General features: G+C 43.9%; 12 protein-coding genes and 1 pseudogene. 9 read left to right on the top strand and 4 right to left on the bottom strand.

The annotated features are described in order from the left end of the window. Positions 1-107 precede the first annotated feature (107 nt). From tnpA to CS898_RS01730, 4 genes and pseudogenes are all read left to right on the top strand, one after another. A pseudogene (gene tnpA, locus CS898_RS01750) lies at positions 108-386 on the top strand (IS200/IS605 family transposase); the annotation flags it as partial. Between the two features lie 297 nt (positions 387-683). Next, on the top strand, positions 684-1,166 hold the full coding sequence (locus tag CS898_RS01740) for a flavodoxin family protein (RefSeq protein WP_099207888.1): 483 nt from the start codon (positions 684-686) through the stop codon (positions 1,164-1,166). 170 nt (positions 1,167-1,336) lie between these two features. Continuing rightward, positions 1,337-2,959, top strand: a complete 1,623-nt coding sequence (locus CS898_RS01735) for a hypothetical protein (protein WP_099207887.1) — start codon at positions 1,337-1,339, stop codon at positions 2,957-2,959. Between the two features lie 47 nt (positions 2,960-3,006). Continuing rightward, a complete protein-coding gene (locus CS898_RS01730) occupies positions 3,007-5,583 on the top strand; it encodes a Cna B-type domain-containing protein (protein WP_143614560.1) in 2,577 nt (858 codons plus the stop codon). Between the two features lie 75 nt (positions 5,584-5,658). Here CS898_RS01730 and CS898_RS01725 read toward each other — a convergent pair whose 3' ends face one another. Next, positions 5,659-6,162: an ECF transporter S component gene (locus CS898_RS01725; protein ID WP_099207885.1), complete on the bottom strand. Its 504-nt coding sequence runs from the start codon at positions 6,160-6,162 to the stop codon at positions 5,659-5,661. Positions 6,163-6,315: 153 nt separating this feature from the next. Here CS898_RS01725 and rocF point away from each other — a divergent pair, with 153 nt between their 5' ends. The 3 genes from rocF to CS898_RS01710 all read left to right on the top strand — a co-directional run bounded on the left by rocF (position 6,316) and on the right by CS898_RS01710 (position 13,996). After that, positions 6,316-7,227 (top strand): arginase, encoded by a 912-nt coding sequence (gene rocF, locus CS898_RS01720; RefSeq protein WP_009431347.1) that lies wholly within the window; start codon positions 6,316-6,318, stop codon positions 7,225-7,227. A gap of 238 nt (positions 7,228-7,465) precedes the next feature. Beyond that, positions 7,466-11,647, top strand: coding sequence for an acyl-CoA dehydratase activase-related protein (locus tag CS898_RS01715; RefSeq protein WP_099208173.1), 4,182 nt, complete (start codon positions 7,466-7,468; stop codon positions 11,645-11,647). 198 nt (positions 11,648-11,845) lie between these two features. Next, positions 11,846-13,996, top strand: a complete 2,151-nt coding sequence (locus tag CS898_RS01710; protein WP_039880517.1) for a leucine-rich repeat protein — start codon at positions 11,846-11,848, stop codon at positions 13,994-13,996. Positions 13,997-14,074: 78 nt separating this feature from the next. On the opposite strand, the gene CS898_RS01705 is transcribed toward CS898_RS01710, so the two are convergent. The 3 genes from CS898_RS01705 to CS898_RS01695 form a co-directional block, all read right to left on the bottom strand. Next, positions 14,075-15,064 (bottom strand): S-layer homology domain-containing protein, encoded by a 990-nt coding sequence (locus CS898_RS01705; protein WP_009430258.1) that lies wholly within the window; start codon positions 15,062-15,064, stop codon positions 14,075-14,077. A 12-nt stretch (positions 15,065-15,076) separates the two neighbouring features. Continuing rightward, positions 15,077-15,391, bottom strand: a complete 315-nt coding sequence (locus CS898_RS01700; protein WP_009430868.1) for a rhodanese-like domain-containing protein — start codon at positions 15,389-15,391, stop codon at positions 15,077-15,079. Positions 15,392-15,495: 104 nt separating this feature from the next. After that, positions 15,496-16,779, bottom strand: coding sequence for a uracil-xanthine permease family protein (locus tag CS898_RS01695; protein ID WP_099207884.1), 1,284 nt, complete (start codon positions 16,777-16,779; stop codon positions 15,496-15,498). Positions 16,780-16,990: 211 nt separating this feature from the next. Between CS898_RS01695 and CS898_RS01690 the strand changes: the two genes are divergently transcribed. Beyond that, the gene (locus tag CS898_RS01690; protein WP_009431799.1) at positions 16,991-18,046 is read left to right on the top strand and encodes an L-threonylcarbamoyladenylate synthase; all 1,056 of its coding nucleotides are present in this window, start codon (positions 16,991-16,993) and stop codon (positions 18,044-18,046) included. Then, positions 18,043-18,456 carry an arsenate reductase/protein-tyrosine-phosphatase family protein gene (locus CS898_RS01685; RefSeq protein WP_009431145.1) on the top strand — a complete coding sequence of 138 codons (414 nt, stop codon included), beginning with the start codon at positions 18,043-18,045 and terminating at the stop codon, positions 18,454-18,456. The genes CS898_RS01690 and CS898_RS01685 overlap by 4 nt, the downstream gene beginning before the upstream one ends.

Raw genomic sequence — 18,456 nt, 5'->3', positions numbered from 1 at the left:
CAAAAAACTACCCGCTATGCGGGTAGGAAACAAAAGGTTATACCAAAAAATCACCTCAGTATTATAATAGAGTTGTTCAGACCTAAAATAATGAAGAGGTGATTTAAATGGTTCAAAAGGCAAATTCATTATCACACACAAAATGGATGTGTAAATATCATATTGTCTTTACACCAAAGTATAGACGAAAAATTGTTTTTAATCAATACCGAGACAGTTTGGGAGAAATATTTAGAACATTATGCAAATATAAAGGAGTCGAAATAATAGAAGGACATTTAATGCCAGACCATGTGCATATGCTAGTTAGTATTCCCCCAAAAATATCAGTGTCAAGTTTCATGGGATACTTGAAAGGAAAAAGTGCACTAATGATGTTTGACAAGCNTCTTCTTTGGTCCCATCAGGTGTATCAGGCCATTTCCCTTGCCTATACAACTGTATGCACTCTTTTTTGAATTCATAGCTATATTTCACAAAAATACCCTCCTTACTGGTTTGTCCAGTAAAGAGGGTACATATCAGAAGATCCGACAGGTTTTCTTTGCATCAAAAAAGTCTATGCTTTTTATCGGGCCAGGGAAAATAAAAAGAGCATTGGCTAAAAAAGATGTGTTAAAAAGAAAAAATAGGGTAATAAAAGAATAAAGTATGTAAAAAAGATTTTAACCAGGAGGAAAAGAATGGCAAACAAAACACTTGTCTTATATTTTTCAGTAAACCAACACACAGAATTACTTGCAAAGACCATCCAAGAAAAAATTGGAGCAGATATTGAAGAGGTCCATCCAGTAGAAGCATATCCGGACAACTACAATGTTCTAGTGACTATGGTTAAGGAACAAATCGAAAAGCACGAAATTCCTGAAGCCAAGGCCTTGGAACACAAATTGGAAGACTATGACACCATCCTAGTAGGGACACCAAACTGGTGGAGCCACATTGCTCCTCCACTTCTAGGTCTTATGAAGGCCAACAAGGTGGAAGGCAAAAAAGTGGGTATTTTTGCAACCCATATTGGTGGTGGAATCGGTGGCATTGAAGAGGCTGTAAAGAAAGAATGGCCTGACAATGACTATCTTGAATCCCTGGAAATTTACGGGGATGGCGGATCCAACCGCGAAAAATTAATTGACAAATGGTTGGAAAAAGTCAATCTTAAATAAGTGTTGAATAAAAACCTCCCCAGCAGGTAACCTGCCAGGGAGGTTTTTTATGGGATTTTATAGGGAGGGGCGTTGACTCTAGGAAAGTATAGGAATATAATAGATATTAAGAAGTGTGGGAATTTATCTAACTTTATATCTATATAAAAGTAAAAAGAAAGGAGATGGATATGAAAAAATTAAGAGTCTTGCTGATTTTTGTCCTATTTTTCCTAGTGGCAGGAGGACCGGCCTATGCTCAATCTTTGGAGGATAAGCCAGCAGAAGGTTCTAAGACCAAGGAGGAAGCCCAAGTCCAGGCCCCAGAAGAAAAAAAGGAGGTCATCCAGGAGAAGTCTGTCCCGGAAGGCACAGAAGCAGGGGAAGACCACGCTAAGCTGACAAAAGAGGTAGAGGTCCAAGAAAACTCATCTTCAGACAAGTTAGAAGATGTGGAGAAGAAAGAACTTGAAGTCCAAGAGTCCGACCAAGCTACATATCCAGACTCCGGTGAAAAAGAAGGACCAGAAGAGAAGGTCCAAGAGGAAAAGACAGAAGGCAAGGACCAAAAAGCAGGTCTTCCAAAAGACAAGAAAGAAGCTTCTCCAGACCAAGTCCAAGACCAAGAAGAAGCTGGTCAAGTTTTAGAAAAGGGCCGGGTCTTAGACCCCCGAGCCCTAAAGGCTGGTAGCCCCCAAGACCAAGGGGAAAGCAAGGTCTATGAAGTAAAAGATTTTGAAGAGCTAAAGGCAGCCATCAATGATCCTGACTTTAAAAACAAAACCATTCGGATTACCCAGGGTTTTGAAATTACAGAAACCCTCACCATTGGCCAAGGACAAAAGGTCATTTTGACATCCAACAATGGCCAGGAAATGGACAAGTCTTGGGAAAAGATTGACCAACCCAAAGATTATGCCAATGAAGGCGAAAAGAAGCAAAGAGAAGTTATTGAAAAAGCTAGAAAACGTGGCGATAAGGCCGTTGAAGAAGCTAAAGAAAATATCAAGGAAGAAAATAGCGACTACTATTATGACTTCCAAACTGGCCTGGTCCTAAAAAGAGGGGACAAGTTTACAGGAACCATGTTTGATGTCCAAGGGGACCTAACCCTTGGGGATGAGAATAATTCCATTCATTTTGATGGGAACAAGAAAAAGGTAGGCTCATATGGATATGAGAAGGGTTCTTTCTTTGATGTTAATAAGGGAGGAAGCCTTATTCTGAGGAATGGAATTATTGCCAATGGGAAGAACTCAAGTGGCGGTGGCTCCATTGGGATTCAAAAAGGCTCATCTTTTATTATGGAAGGTGGACGGATTAGCTCTAATGAGACAAGAGGGGATACACTAACAGCCGGAGGGGTCTATGTTTCTCCTGGTGGAAAGTTCACCATGAACAATGGGATGATTGACCATAACAAGGGGGTTTCTGGCGCTATTTTTGCAGGAAACCTCGGTGGTGCAAATGAAGATGTGAAAAATCATCCGGAAAAAGCGGCCAATGTTGAAATAAATGGAGGAAATGTTGTATCGAATGAAGGAATAGGAGACTTCCAGCTTGCCGGAGGAATTGGACTTTTCCGAGCGGCAAATTTAAACTTAAAAGACGGAATTGTTGCCCATAACCATGCCAAAACCAGGGGTGGGGGCATAGCGATCACAGATTATTATGTGAGAGACTATGTAAATGGTTATCCAAACCGTTACTCTCAAATAGTAGACCTTCCTTACGATGAATACCTGATTAAAAATAAGACAGAAGCCAAGATAAATGGGGGTCTGATATATAAAAAAATGAATCTGATGGTGTAGGCGGCGGATTTTATGTAGATGCAAATACTGCCTATTTTAACCGTGTAATGATTTTGGATAATAAGGCTTTAACTCTAGGTGGCGGAATCTATACTTCTTATCCACCGAGATTGCTGGAATTAAAAGACTTGCTTATTACAGAGAATAGGGCGGAAAAGTATGCAGCACTTAATCCGGGAGAAAATGGTGCGCCGGGAAGCGGTGGCGGCTTTTGGAGCTGCCCCTATGGCTATATTCATATTGCTGATGGTCATAGTGTCTATGTATTTGACAATTTTAGTGCCAATAAGGGAGCCGATTATACTTTTAGAAATAAAACGAGACCTTTTGACTTAAAGATAGGAGAGAACAATCCAAAGACCTATCGTATTGAAGACAGGTTTCATGTATACCTATCCCCCATTACAAAGGACCACAATTTTATACAATTCATCAATGATGATGGAACAGGCAAGCTAATTCCGGAAAACATGTCCTATTTTAAAGAAAAAACTTTCTTAAAGACTGTTTATAATAAGGCCTTAAGGGCTGAAGCCTGGAGAAATGCAGGGGCATTTATCTTAGGAAATTCAGCAAGTTATGGTGGGGGCTTTGGGACCAATGCCAACCATGAAACTCCTGGAGATGAGGGGGAAATTGAATTTCACTTTAAGAAAAAGTGGGATGAAAAAATCGATAAGAGCGACTATGCCAATAAAGACATTCATGTGGATATTTTTATCGTTCCCTTGGATAAAGACGAAGTCTACGTTCGCAGCCAATATGGCCAAGATCCTGACCTGTATAAATATGGAGAAGTGGTCTTAAACCAAGGGAACAACTGGCAAGCAAGTTTTTCTAAAAATGATTATAGCAACTATACTCTTACAAAAGACAAGGGTCTCCCCTTTACCAAGGAAGAATTGAAAAAAATGGGCTATAAATACTTGGTTATGGAAAGGGAAACGGGCTATGCAACTTCTGTGGAAGAAAAGAATGCAGAAGCTCCCATTCGACCTGGGACAGTTGTCATTACTAGAGATAAATCTCGAGCATATGGAAGTTCTGATAAAGGAAATGGAAATGCAGATTTTTACTTTTATGAAGTAAACAAAGATGGGACCCTTTCCTATATTGGAAAATCTACAAAAAATGGTACTAGAGGAATCAATGCAGAATTTTCTCATGAAATCTTCTCTGACGATATCAAAGCGGTTGTGCCTTACGGAAAAGATAGAAATTTAATTGAAAAAGATGCACGTTGGAATGGTTGGAAGGGTTATAGTGAGAATGCTGGTAGGTATTCAATTTTTGTAGAAAAAATAGAGGATGGCATCGTCCTCCATGTGCCCTATATTTGGACGCAAAAAGGAGACGGGCGGTATGGCGAATCCAGCGGTATCAAGGTTGTGAAGAAAGAGGCAGGACCCGTAGAAAGAAAAGATTTTTACGGTTACGAGTTTACCATCAGCAACCGGCCTTTTGCTGAAGCTAAAATTAAGAAGACTTGGAAGCTCCTTAATGGGGACCAAGACAATGGTGGGCTAGACAATGGAAAGATTCCTGACCAAGTCAGCTTTTATATCCTAAAGGATGGCCAACGGATAATCGTGGATTACAAACGGGATGAAAATGGAAAAGTCTATCCAATTTATAAGATGGTAACCCTGACCAAAAAAGAGGGTTGGCAGGGGCTTATTAAAGAACTTGACCCAAAACTTCTTGAAAGAGCTGCCTATGGCCTTGAAGAAGAGGCCCTGGAAGGTTTTAAAATGTCCTATACCCTTAAGAAAGTTTTGGTGGATCCTAGAGAAAAGAAGGATGACAAGGAAGATGATGTAAAAATTCAATTCCGTTTATCTAGAGAATATGTTTTCTTTTCAGCTTTCAGCCCTACTTACATCGTGAAGCAAGCTGGTTATATACCTCAAGATGAAAACAAAATAAAAGATGGAAATGGCTTTAAAAATTGGTTGGGAGATATTACCGTACGGCTTATTGTCGACGACCAAATCAAAGAAGAAAAGACCATGCGTTGGAATGGCGAGTCTCTTGAAGATGACAACTTATTATTCGGCTATGATGAAAAGAAACCCATTGTTGTTAATTCTGGCGGGCACAATATTAAGGTCCGATACTACAACAGTATGGATTCAAGATGGGGCTACCATGATGCAGGCAATCCAAGTGTCAATCTCTACTTGAAGAAGGATGAAAAGGGCATCTATAGTCTATATGTCCCAAATATCCTGATAGAAGGAAATTTTGCCAAGGTCTTTAAGGTTACGGAAAAAGATATAGAAGGGATTGGAAAGATGGCTAAGTATCCTGAAATTACGGACTTTAACCCTAATGCAAAAAACTTAGAGCCCTACTATGAATATACTTTCCTAGTAACCAATACCGAACTTCCACCGGAAAGACCACCCCATGAACCACCGGAAGAACCAGAGGAACCTCCTGTAAGTCCACCAGAGGAACCGGAAGAATCTCCTGTGATCCCACCGGAAGAGCCTGAAAAGCCAGGGGAACCGCCCAGAAAACCTGGAGCTCCCAGGACTGGAATCGAACCCCTAGCTCCCTACTTCCTTTTAGCCATGACATCAAGCCTGGGTCTAGGATATTTCGCTGGAAAAAAAGATTAAAGGAAAAGACTGCTGAGAAATCGGCAGTCTTTTTTGCAATAAAAAATCCCCTTTCGGGGATTTTCTATTGAGAGATTATTTAGAGAAAGTTTCAAATATGCTACTTTTTTTCAAGGCTGGATAGAGAAGGCTGGCTAAGATAGAGCCGGCTAGGCCTTGAAGGATATTGGGGAAAAAGCTCAAAATGGCTGTTCCGAAATTATAGAGGATTAGGCCTTCGGCTAAGAGGTAGCCCACAGCCATAACCAGTCCACCGACAATGGCGCAGGCAAAGTGGGGTAGACTTGTTTTTTCTCGCAAGAGCCCTGTAACAAAGCCTTCTAGGCCCTTGACAACCAGGGTAATGGGGGCATAGTAGGTGTAGCCGGTAATGAGGTCTGCCAGGGCAGATCCTAGGCCGCCGACGATACCTCCAGCAATTTTACCCATGAGAAGGCCGGCGCAAATTAGGATGGTGTCGCCGATATTTAAGTAACCCTTGGTAGCAGGGATTGGAATTTGAATCAAAATAGTTGCCACAGTGGTTAAGGCAATGAACATAGCCAGGGTGGTTAATTGTCGAGTCGTTAATTTTTTCATGTTACCGCATCCTTTCTTAAGATGGATTATAGGGTAAAACTGGACCCAAGAAAAGGATCAATTTAAAAGAGATAAAGGGGACCAGAAAAGATTTTCTTGTCTATGACTTGGGGACAAGATATAATAAAGAGGTGAAAAAAGGAGAGGATTTGGATGAACCCAAAAATCAATGACCAAGTGGCTCTAATTGGCTGTCCCATGGATATGGGGGCCAGTTTAAGGGGCGGTCGTCTGGGGCCAGAAGCCATTCGTTTGGCCGGCTTACAGGAAAGGCTGGAAAAAATTGGCTACCATGTAACAGACCATGGGGATGTGGAGGTCCACAATGACTATGGCCATAAAAGAGACCAAGGCAATTTAAATCATTTGGCCATGGTCAAGGAAGCCAATGAAAATTTATATAAGAAGGTGGACCAGGTTTTGGAGGAAGGGGCCTTTCCCTTGATCTTAGGTGGGGACCATTCCATTGCCATGGGGTCTATTAAGGCTGTTTTAAACCACTATCCCGACCTGGGGGTCTTGTGGTTCGATGCCCACGGGGATATTAATACTACAGAAACTACCCCTTCTGGGAATATTCATGGGATGCCGGTGGCAACTCTCATGGGCCAAGGGAGTTCTCACTTGCTAGAGATTGGTCAAAAGGACCACTTGTTGAAAAGGGAAAACCTGGTCTATATCGGGTCCAGGGACTTGGACCTGGGAGAGCGGCAAATGATGCGAGACTTTGGGGTCAAGGTCTTTACCATGCATGAGGTGGACGCTCTGGGGGTCCAAAGGGTTATCAAGGAGGCCTTGGACTATCTAGGGGATAAGACCAAGCATATCCATGTGAGCTTTGACATGGATGTTTTGGATCCTGAAGTGGCACCAGGAACGGGAACCAAGGTTCCAGGGGGTATGGCCTATCGTGAAGGCCACCTCTGCCTGGAAAGTGTGGCCCAAACTGGCCAGCTGGTTTCTTGTGAATTTGTGGAAGTAAACCCAATTTTAGACCATGAAAATAAGACAGCCCAAGCAGCTGTGGCCTTGGCCGGGTCCTTGCTGGGAGAATGGTTGATTTAAAAGTGGATAAAGATTAAAGAAAAAGAAGGGAAGGGTCCCTTCTTTTTTTCTTATCAAGGGGCATGAATTGGGGTTTTTATAGATAAAAGATCAAAAAAATTTCATTTTCCTTCATATTAAATAGCTTTATTTTGTATAAAGATATAGACCTTTTCACTCCACTTGTGCTATGATGGGTTTACAAGAAAAAACCAGTATATTTTAAAGAGTAATAGAAAAGAGGGTCGACGTGTTTCATATGGGACTCGATGTTGGGTCAACAACAGTGAAGGTTGTCGTTCTCAACGAAAAAAACCAACGAATTTATGAGCGCTATCAAAGGCACTTTTCAGATATCCACCAAACCATTGGAGAAATTTTTAAGGACTGCCAAGACCAGGTCAAGGACCAGCCCTTTACCATTGCAGTAACAGGCAGTGGGGGTTTGTCTGTCCACAAGGACCTAGGGGTGGATTTTGTCCAAGAGGTTATGGCTGGAAAAATGGCTATTGATGCCTTTATTCCCCAAACAGATGTAGCTATTGAGCTAGGGGGCGAGGACTCAAAAATCACCTATCTTAAGGGTAGTATTGAGCAAAGAATGAACAGTATTTGCGCCGGGGGAACCGGGGCTTTTATAGACCAGATGGCATCTCTTTTGGAAACCGATGCCCAAGGCCTCAACCAAAGGGCCAAGAACCACACCAAGCTTTATCCTATAGCTTCTAGGTGTGGTGTTTTTGCCAAAACGGACATCCAGGCTCTGATCAACCAAGGGGCTTCCAAGGATGATATTGCGGCCAGTGTCTTCCAATCGGTCGTCAACCAAACTATTTCCAACCTGGCCTGTGGCCGGCCCATTCGGGGAAAGATTGCTTTTTTAGGGGGGCCCTTGACCTTTTTGGACCAATTAAGGGAGCGCTTTATTGAAACCCTGGGTTTGAAGGAAGATGAGATTATTGTACCTGAGAGGGGAGAACTTTTTGTAGCTACAGGGGCAGCCCTGGCTTCCAAGGAATCTCCAACCACCACCATGGACCAAGTCCTCTACAAGTTGGCCCACCCCCAAGCCAGCCAGGAAAGGGAAAAGCAAATCCTCCAGGCTCTTTTTGAAAGCCAGGAAGAATTAGACCAATTCCGGAAACGTCACAAGAGCAAGGACCTAGCCCAAGGATCTCTAAAGGGCTACCATGGCAAGATCTACCTGGGAATTGACTCAGGCTCTACCACTTCCAAGGTCTTGGCCCTGTCCCAAGACCGGGAAATTCTCTTTCAATTTTACGGGTCCAACAAGGGACGGCCCATTGATGTTGTAAGAGAGCAACTTTTGAAAATCTACCAGGACAAGGAAGAGGACGCGGTCATTGCCTGTGCAGGAGTTACAGGTTATGGGGAGGACTTTTTAAAGGCGGCCTTCCACCTGGATTTCGGGGAAGTTGAAACCATTGCCCACTATCAAGCGGCCAAGTACTATGACCCGGATGTAGACTTTATCCTGGACATTGGTGGCCAGGATATGAAGTCCATGAAGATTGAAGATGATACAATTTCTTCCATCCTCTTAAACGAAGCCTGTTCCTCTGGTTGTGGGTCTTTCCTGGAGGCCTTTGCCTCTACGGTGAATATGAGTCCGGAGGAATTTGCCCAAGCAGCCCTTTTGGCCAAGGAACCTGTGGACCTAGGAAGCCGGTGTACGGTTTTCATGAACTCCAATGTCAAGCAGGCCCAAAAGGAAGGGGCGGAAATTGGAGACATTGCAGCAGGCCTGTCTTATTCGGTTATCCGCAATGCTATCCAAAAGGTCATTAAAATTCGAGACCCCAAGGACCTGGGAAGGCATATTGTAGTCCAAGGGGGGACCTTTTATTCCGATGCTGTTTTAAGGGCCTTCGAACGAATTGCCGGGGTCCAAGTAACAAGACCCGGCCTCAGTGGCTTGATGGGGGCCCTGGGGATGGCCCTCATGGCCCAAGACCGAGGTCTGGAAAAATCCTCCATCCTATCCCAAGAAGAATTGGAAAATTTTTCCTACAAGTCTCGGACAACCCACTGCAAGCAATGTAGCAACCAATGCGCCCTGTCGGTGAATATCTTCAACAACGGGGACCGCTATATTTCTGGTAACCGATGTGAACGGGGAGCGGGGATTCAAACGGAAGGTTTGGACCTGCCCAACCTCTATGAATATAAGTACCAACGCCTATTTTCCTACAAGCCTTTGGAGGAAGGTCAGGCGAAACGGGGGTCCATTGGACTGCCCCGGGTTCTCAACATGTATGAGAACTATCCCTTCTGGTTCACCTTTTTAACTGAGCTGGGCTACCGGGTGGTCCTGTCTCCGGAATCTAACCGGAGTCTCTATGAAAAGGGTCTGGAAACCATTCCTTCAGAAACGGCCTGTTACCCGGCCAAGCTGGTCCATGGCCACATTGAAAATTTGATTGAAATGGGCCTAAAGACCATCTTCTATCCCAGTGTCTTTTATGAAAAAAGAGAATACCAAGATGCCAGCAACCACTTGAATTGTCCTGTCGTTGCCGGCTATTCTGAAGTCATTAAAAACAATATGGATGCCTTGAAAGAGGAAAGGGTGACCTTTATCAACCCTTTCCTTTCTCTGGATGCGGAAAAGCCCTTGAAAAAACGCCTAGCTGAAGTCTTTGCAGACATTTCAAAAAATGAAATCAGCCGGGCTGTGGACAAGGCCTATGCAGAAAGAATCCGCTACCATGAAGATGTCAAGAAAGAAGGACAAAGGGCTCTAGACTTTATGGAAGCCAACCAAGTCAAGGGGATTATCCTGGCTGGTCGGCCCTACCATGTGGATCCGGAAATCAACCATGGGATTGCAGAATTGATTAATTCTCTAGGCATGGTGGTCTTAAGTGAAGACTCCATTGCCCAAGACATGGTTTTAGAAGGGTCTCTTAGGGTTTTGGACCAATGGACCTACCATGGTCGCCTCTATCGGGCAGCCAAGTTTGCAGGGAGTCATGACCAGGTGGAAATGGTCCAATTAAACTCCTTTGGTTGTGGCTTAGATGCTGTAACCACTGACCAGGTCCAAGAGATTTTAAAGGCCCACCACAAGATTTTTACCGTGATAAAAATTGACGAGGTCAACAATCTGGGAGCCATTAAAATCCGTCTTCGGTCCTTGATGGAGGCCACAAAAGATGGCAAGCACTTTGACCCGGACACTCCCTATGTCAATGAAGTGGTGGAATTTACCAAGGAAGACGCCAAGACCCATACCATTCTGGTGCCTCAAATGGCCCCCTTGCATTTTAAGCTCTTACAGCCCATCCTAAAAGAAACAGGCTACAACTTCCAAGTTCTGGATACAGTTACCAGCCAGGCCGTCCAAGAAGGGCTTAAGTATGTCAATAACGATGCCTGCTATCCCTCTATGTATGTGGTGGGGCAATTTATGGAGGCAGTAAAAAGTGGCAAGTACGACACCGACCACCTGACTCTTTTAATGAGCCAAACCGGTGGAGCCTGCCGGGCTTCCAACTATGTGGGCTTTATCCGTAAGGCCTTGAAGGAAGCTGGCTATGGCCACGTTCCTGTTTTGGCTGTGAGCTTCCAAGGTATTGAAAAGCACGAGGGCTTCCATTTAAATTCCAGCAACCTCTTGAAATTGGCCCCCAAGGCCATGAATGCCCTTCTTTACGGGGACCTTTTAATGCGGCTGTCCAATGCCACCAGGCCCTATGAAGTGGAAAAGGGGGCGACGGACCGCTTGGTAGACCAATGGCTAGACCGCTTGGTCAAGAAACAAAATTACTGGGCCTTTAAAAGGGATGTCCACGACATGGTCCAAGACTTCCAAGCCCTAGAAGTTCAAGAAGTCAAAAAGCCCAGAGTGGGTATTGTGGGAGAGATTTTAGTCAAATACCTCCCGGCGGCCAACAACTTCCTCCAAGAAAAGTTGGAAAAAGAAGGGGCAGAAGTTGTAGTGCCAGACCTGATGGACTTTATGCTCTACAGCTTTAAAAATACCAAGCTCAAGGCCGATAAGTTGGGGAAAAACCACTGGGCACCCTATTTTACAGAATTGGCCATTTCCCATATTGAGTTTATGCGCAATATCATTTGCCGAGAATTGGAAGGAACCCGTTTCCAAAAACCCGTAAAGCTCGACCAGCTTATGGACTATGCCAGGGGTTTTGTCAGCCTAGGCCACCAATATGGAGAAGGTTGGCTTTTGACGGCGGAAATGGTGGAATTAATCCAGTCTGGCGTGGAAAACATCGTCTGTGTTCAACCCTTTGGCTGCCTGCCCAACCATATTACAGGCAAGGGGGTTATCAAGGCCTTAAGAGAAGAATATCCCAAGGCCAATATCATCCCCTTGGACTACGATGCTTCGGCTTCATCTGTCAACCAATTCAATCGGATCCAATTGATGTTGGCCCAAGCAGAGAAAAATTTATAGGATAAAAAGTTAGATTATGGAATACAGTGAACCCCAAAATCCGAACAAACGGATGGAGGGGTTTTTCTGTACAATAGCTGGATATGGCAATATTTTGCATAAATTTATCAAAGTTTTATTATAGATTACAAAAAATAAAAAACGTATAATAAAAAGAGATAAATGATACCTAGTATCAAAAATGAAAGGAGTACAAGCGTGAAGAAAAAATATTTAGCTATTGGATTACTGACAACTTCTCTTTTACTGACAAATAATGTTATGGCAAAAACGGACATACAAGGAGGGGTATATACAGCCCAAACAGCTTCAAGTAAGGAAGAAACCACAAAGCAGGCAAACTTTACTTTTGATAAGGAGCTACATACAATTACAAAATACTTGGGTAGGGATAAAAATGTAGTTATACCAAAAGAAATTGATGGAGTGGCAGTTGAGCACATAGGATCACAGGCTTTCGATGGGAATTCTTTTTTGGAAAGTGTGACCATTCCAGAGGGTATAAAAACTATAGGAGACAGAGCTTTTGCAGACACTAGTTTGAAGGAGCTAAGCTTGCCTAGCAGCTTAAGTAAAATAGAAAAATCTGCATTTACAGAAAATTCAAAGTTGACAAAAGTAATCATTTCTGACAATGTGAGAGAAATACCAGTAAATGCCTTTGAACATTGTAGTGGACTCAAAGAGCTGAAACTACCTGAGAAGTTAGAGAAAATAGACAAAGGGGCATTTAAGAATTGTAAGGCCTTAGAAAAAATTTCTATTCCTGGGCAAGTTCGGGAAATAAATGAGTCTGCATTTACAGATTGTAAAAATTTAACATCAATTGTGGTTGAGAAAGAAGAAAATTCTATTCCAGGCTTCCCATGGGGAGCTCAGGATACAGTAAAAATACAATGGAAACAAAAAGAAAATACAGGTGAAGTAACAAGCCAAGATTTTCAAGTAGATGAGGCAACAGGAACATTAACAAAATATACAGGGAAAGCTGAATCTGTTACAGTCCCAAGTGAAATCAACGGGGTAAAAATTGTAAAAATTGGGGAAGGTGCTTTTGAAGAATTGTTTTATTTAAAGCATGTTGTTCTTCCAGATGGAATTACAGAGCTGGCAGACAGTGCCTTTGATAATGATCAGTTTTTAGAAAGTGTTAGACTTCCAGATACGATTACAAAAATAGGAAACCATGTATTCGATGATTGCAGTCGGTTAAAGGACATTAATATCCCAAAAAATTTAAAAGAAATTGGAGACTATGCCTTTGCTGAGTGTGCCTTTGAGTCCATTGTCATTCCAGATACAGTAACAAAAATTGGGGCATCTGCTTTTGCTGATGCTGTAAACCTGAAAAAGGTAGTACTTCCCAAGAATATAGAAGTTTTGGAAGAACGAGTATTGAATGCCAGCCATATAGAAGAAATTGTAATCCCTGATAAGGTGACCCATATTAAGGCCCGGGCCTTTGCCAATGCAACAAAATTAAAAAAGATTACCTTGCCTAAAAACTTAAAGTATGTGGGAGACACAGCCTTTGGATTTACCAAAATAGAAGAAATTATCTTACCAAATGGAGTAAAGGAACTAGATGGACATGCCTTCGGCTACATGGCGAAATTAAAAAAAGTTTGTATTCCAGCAAGCATTGAAAAAATTTCTCCAGGAGCCTTTGAATTGTCAACAGACTTGAAAGAAATCCACATTGCCAGGGAAAAGGATGCAATTAAAGGGGCTCCATGGGGAGAAAATGAAGCGAAGGTATTTTGGGAAGGTGTTGAGAAACCGGCAACTCCAGAGACTCCTAAAAAACCAGAAACACCTAAAGAGCCTGAGGGAAGTAGACCCAGCTCTTCAACAAATAGAAAGAAGAACTACAACACTTTTTATCGTTCTAGCTCCAAAAAAGAAAATGATAAGACAAGCAAATATAGTCGAGATGTTCGATTTATTATAGGTAAAAATACTTTTACAGTCATTAAAAATGGCAAGGAAGAGACTATTTTTATGGATGTAAGCCCATTTGTTGAAAATAATCGGACCATGTTGCCATTAAGATTTATTGCTGAATCTTTAGGGATGGAAGTTAAATGGGATCAAGAAAAACAAACAGCACATTTTTCTAAAGACGGAAGAACAGCGTCTATTTATATCTATGATAACAAGATTGCTTTATCCAACGGAGAAACAGTTCCTATGGATGCAAATCCAACAATTAAGAAGAACAGAATTTTTGTATCTCTAACGAATATATCTAAAGTCTTTAATATAAGTAATGGGAATACAAAAGATGGCACAGACCAAGATATTGAATGGAATCCTGAGGACAATAGTATAAGCATAAAATTAAAGTAAACTTTTATTCATAAGTTATTGAGTAAAGCATAAAAAAAGCTTGCTGAAGGGAAGAACCCTTTCGGCAAGCTTTTTGTCTTATAAGTCAGCTAAAATTTTTGCCCATTCTCCCCGGCTAATAGGGGCTTGGGGGTGGAAGAAGTTGTTTAGGTCTCCCACCATGTAGCCTTCCAAACGCATGACATGGACGGCTTTACGGGCCCAAGGACTAATGTCATTTTCATCCTGGTAGGCTTTGGCTTTTTTATCTTGGTGGAGGTTGCCTAAGAGGTCTGTATACTGGTAGAGGATTTGGGCCAATTCTTCCCGGCTGATGGGGTCTTGACCATGGAAGGCTCCATCGGGGTAGCCGGCAACAAGATTATGGCAAACAGCCCAGTCTAAAGCTTCTTTATAGGAATCTTCCGAGGAGACATCGGTAAATTTTTTAGGGCTATTTATTTCCAAGTCCAGACCAGAAATTTTGGCGTGGTTATAAAGACTTTGGACCAGGTCTACCCGACTTAGGGGACGGTTTGGGAAAAACTGACTGGAATCTTTCTCTGGCATCAAGGCTTTCTTTTCTACTTGGGCAATGTACTTGTTGGCCCAATGACCTTGGCAGTCGGAATAGGAAGAGCGGATTTCCTTTCCGATGACTCTTCGGATGAAGGCGATGAGGTCTTTGTCAGAGGTGAAAACCCGGGTCTCTTTATCCTTGTAGAAGGTGTAGTGATAAAGATTGTCTTCCAAGAGGGGCTTGTCATCGTAGAGGAAGAGTTGAGCTGGGCCATCTTTTCCTGTAAATTCCAGCAATAAAGTTTCTTCATCTGGCGTAGAGGCTAAGGCTTCTTCAGGACCGACTTCTTTTAGGAAGGACAAGAGGTAGGTGATTTGCTTTTTTTCCTGGGGACTTGCCTTGTGAAGTAGGGTTTTTTCTACCTGGTCATCATAGGTGTAAATACTTAGATTTTCAAAAGAGTAGGGGGCCTTTTGAAAATCAAGTGTGTAAGCCTCGGCTTGGCTGGTGGAGGGCCGGCAGGCTACAAGGAAGAGAATTAGACAAAAAACGAAAGAAAATTTTTTCATAACTAGCTCCTTTTATTTTTCCAGGGGACCGAACTCGTCTTTATAGTCCAGGACGCCCCCTATATTATAGGCTTGCTGGTAGCCTTGGGACCGTAAGTAGTCACAGGCTTGGCCGGACCGGGCTCCGGACCGGCAGTAGACCAAGAGGACCTGGTCCTTTTCAAAGGCTCCATCCTGGACACTTTGGACAAAGGATGTCAGGGGGTAAAGCTCCGCTTGGGGCAGGTGGCCTTCTTGAAATTCATCTTTTTCTCGGACGTCAATAATCCGGGTTTGACCCGGAGGTCCTTTAAATTTTTTTAAGCCTTGGGCAAAAGTGATCCGCATAAATCCTCCTTTATGGTATTAAAGTGTTTTTCTTATCTCTAGTATAGCATAGGCAGGGGAAAAGAAAAACTCTCCTGGCTTATCTCCAGGAGAGTTAAAGGATTTTATTTTGCCTTGGCATCCTTGGGCAGGATCAAGTTTAACAAGATACCTACGACGGCAGACAGGGCTGTACCGGAAAGGTTGGCCAGCTTACTGATGGGGTAGACGGCACCCCCAAGACCCAAGACCATCATGGCTGAGGCGATGATGAGGTTTCTTTGGGAAGAAAAGTCTACCTGGTTGTCAATGAGGACTCTGAGTCCGTTGGAGGCAATGGCTCCGTAGAGGAGGAGGCTCATTCCCCCTAAGACGGGTTCAGGGATGGACATGATGACGGCTTGGACTGGGGCAAAGAAACTCAGGATGATGGCAATAATGGCAGCCCCTGAAATAACGCTGGTGGAAGCCACTCCAGTTAGGGAAACAACTCCGGTGTTTTCTCCATAGGTGGTGTTGGCTGGACCTCCCAAAAAGGCCGAGACAGCTGTTGCCAACCCATCACCGGCAATGGTCTTGGACAGGCCGGGGTCTTTTAAAAAGTTGCGGCCACAAATCTTACTTAGGACCGTGTGGTCGCCAATGTGTTCAGACAGGGTCACAAAGGCCACAGGAAGAATGGCCAGGGCCTCAGGGCCAAAGTAAAAGTTGTAGCGGTTAAAGTGACGGGTTTCAAAGGGGAGGTAGAAGTCCGGTAGGTGGAAGATGCCCTTTTGGAAGGTTTCTATGATGCCGGAATAGTCCACCAGGTCTAAGACCATGGAGAAAAGATAGCCAAAGCATATTCCTATAAGGAAGGGGATGATTTTAAAGACCCCCTTGGCCTTGGTGGAAACAAAGCCTGTAACCAAAAAGGTAACGACAGCCACTAGCATGTGGATAGGGTCTCCGCCGGCGATAAAGCCAGCTTGCTTGACAGCTGTAGGAGAGAGGCCTAGGCCAATGACGATGATCATGGGACCAATGACAATAGGGGGCAGAAGCTTGTCCAGCCAACCTGTACCAGTGAAGTGGAGGATAAAAGCCACCAAGAGGTAGATACAACCGATGAGGATGATACCTGTTTGAGAGGCATCAACAGACCCTCCCATGGCCTTCATGGCATATTGCATGGCGGCAATGTAGGCGAAGGAAGAACCCAGGTAGACAGGAACCTTGAACCGGGTTAGGACTTGGTAGATGAGGGTTCCCAGGCCGCTGCAAAAAAGAGCTGCGGAAACTGGTAGGCCCACCACTAGGGGAACGAGGATTGTGGCTCCAAACATGGCAAAGACGTGTTGGAAGCTCAATAGGATGGACTTACCCAAGGGGGGCCTTTGGTCGACATTGTACAAGAGATTTGATTGCATAATTCACCTTCCTGGATAGAAATTTAAGAACGGGGAAGGGCCTTTTAGGGCCTTCCCATAACAAAAAAATACTAACATATTTACTGGGGCTTTTCAATAAGTCTGAGACAAAGAGCCTATTTGGCCTTTTACAAGAAGGTCATATTTCTTGTTGTTCCGACGGTTTCTTGGTATAATAAAAAGAGTGTAAACATGGAGGGAGTTGAATACCATGGAGACAGAAGTACTGCAATTAAAAAGCCCCACAGACCCAGAGGTCATTGGGAAAGGGGCTATGATTATAAAAAATGGAGGCCTGGTGGCCTTTCCAACAGAAACAGTTTATGGCCTAGGGGCCAACGGTTTGGATCCCAAGGCTGTGGCTAAAATTTATGAAGCCAAGGGGCGACCCAGCGATAACCCTATGATTTTACATATATCCAACCAGAAAATGCTGGAGGACTTGGTCCGGGAGATTCCCAAAGAAGCCAAAGATTGTATGGATATGTTTTGGCCGGGCCCCTTGACCATGATCTTTTACAAGAAAGACCTGATTCCAGACAAGGTCTGTGCAGGTTTGGATACTGTGGCCATCCGGATGCCCTCAGATCCCTTTGCCCGAGCCTTGATTGAAGCTTCAGGAGTGCCCATTGCGGCTCCTTCGGCCAATACATCTGGCAGGCCCTCTCCTACCAAGGCGGCCCATGTCCTGGAAGATATGGCCGGGAAGATTGAGCTTATTGTCGATGGAGGGTCAACCCAGGTGGGGATTGAGTCCACGGTTTTGGATATGACGGTGGACCCACCCATGCTCTTGCGGCCCGGTGGTGTGACCCTGGAGGATTTAAAGGAGCTCTTGGGGGATGTAGATGTGGATCCAGCCCTTCTAGGGGGCAAGCCCAAGGAAGTCCTCCATCCCAAGAGTCCGGGGCAAAAGTACAAACACTATGCTCCCAAGGCAGACTGCCTGCTCTTTGCCGGGAATTTGACCAATGTAGCCAAGGAAGTCAACAAGCGGATTAAGGAAAATCCCAACAAGAAGATTGCTGTTTTGGCCACGGAGGAAACCATGGACCTCTATACCGAGAAACCCTACCTCTTAATTAATATGGGGTCTAGAGAACATATGGAAGAAATTGCCCACAATATTTTTAACTCCTTGAGAGAATGTGACGAGGAGGACGTGGACCTAATCTTTGTGGAAGGTTTTTCCTTCCAGGGAATGGGCCAGGGAATCATGAACCGTCTCTTAAAGGCCTGTGGGGGAAAGGTGGTTTTAGGTCTTTGAATATCCTATATATTTGTGCAGGAAATACTTGTCGGAGCCCCATGGCCCAATACTATAGCCAGGCGGCCTTTGCCAAGGCCAATTTTCGCTCTCGGGGCCTCTATGGGTCCGGGGGAACGATGAGTCAAAAATCCTTGGAGGTCTTGGGCCGAGAAGGAATTGACGGCCAGACCCATTTAAGTCAGACCTTGCAGGAAGAAGACCTGGCCTGGGCAGACTGGATTGTGCCCATGACCCGGGACATCCAAGGTCAGTTAAGGGACCTTTGCAGGGACAAGGTCTTTACTTTTTGGGACCATGGAGGTAGCGAAATCCCTGACCCCTATGGTGGGGATGAAATTATCTACCAAATTACTTATGATCTATTAAAGAAAAACATCCATTTAATGATGGAGACTTTGGAGGGATAA

The sequence above is a fragment of the Urinicoccus timonensis genome (assembly GCF_900232945.1).
Taxonomy (GTDB): Bacteria; Bacillota; Clostridia; order Tissierellales; family Peptoniphilaceae; genus Urinicoccus; species Urinicoccus timonensis.
Note: the sequence above shows the minus strand (reverse complement) of the source record. Positions and strands in the feature narration are given on the sequence as shown.

What these genes read in the sequence shown, in the direction of transcription:
- CS898_RS01735 (WP_099207887.1), top strand. Translation starts at nt 1,337, where the DNA reads ATGAAAAAATTAAGAGTCTTGCTGATTTTTGTCCTATTTTTCCTAGTG.
- CS898_RS01740 (WP_099207888.1), top strand. Translation starts at nt 684, where the DNA reads ATGGCAAACAAAACACTTGTCTTATATTTTTCAGTAAACCAACACACA.
- CS898_RS01695 (WP_099207884.1), bottom strand. Translation starts at nt 16,779, where the DNA reads ATGCAATCAAATCTCTTGTACAATGTCGACCAAAGGCCCCCCTTGGGT.
- CS898_RS01690 (WP_009431799.1), top strand. Translation starts at nt 16,991, where the DNA reads ATGGAGACAGAAGTACTGCAATTAAAAAGCCCCACAGACCCAGAGGTC.
- rocF (WP_009431347.1), top strand. Translation starts at nt 6,316, where the DNA reads ATGAACCCAAAAATCAATGACCAAGTGGCTCTAATTGGCTGTCCCATG.
- CS898_RS01730 (WP_143614560.1), top strand. Translation starts at nt 3,007, where the DNA reads ATGATTTTGGATAATAAGGCTTTAACTCTAGGTGGCGGAATCTATACT.
- CS898_RS01715 (WP_099208173.1), top strand. Translation starts at nt 7,466, where the DNA reads ATGGGACTCGATGTTGGGTCAACAACAGTGAAGGTTGTCGTTCTCAAC.
- CS898_RS01725 (WP_099207885.1), bottom strand. Translation starts at nt 6,162, where the DNA reads ATGAAAAAATTAACGACTCGACAATTAACCACCCTGGCTATGTTCATT.
- CS898_RS01700 (WP_009430868.1), bottom strand. Translation starts at nt 15,391, where the DNA reads ATGCGGATCACTTTTGCCCAAGGCTTAAAAAAATTTAAAGGACCTCCG.
- CS898_RS01705 (WP_009430258.1), bottom strand. Translation starts at nt 15,064, where the DNA reads ATGAAAAAATTTTCTTTCGTTTTTTGTCTAATTCTCTTCCTTGTAGCC.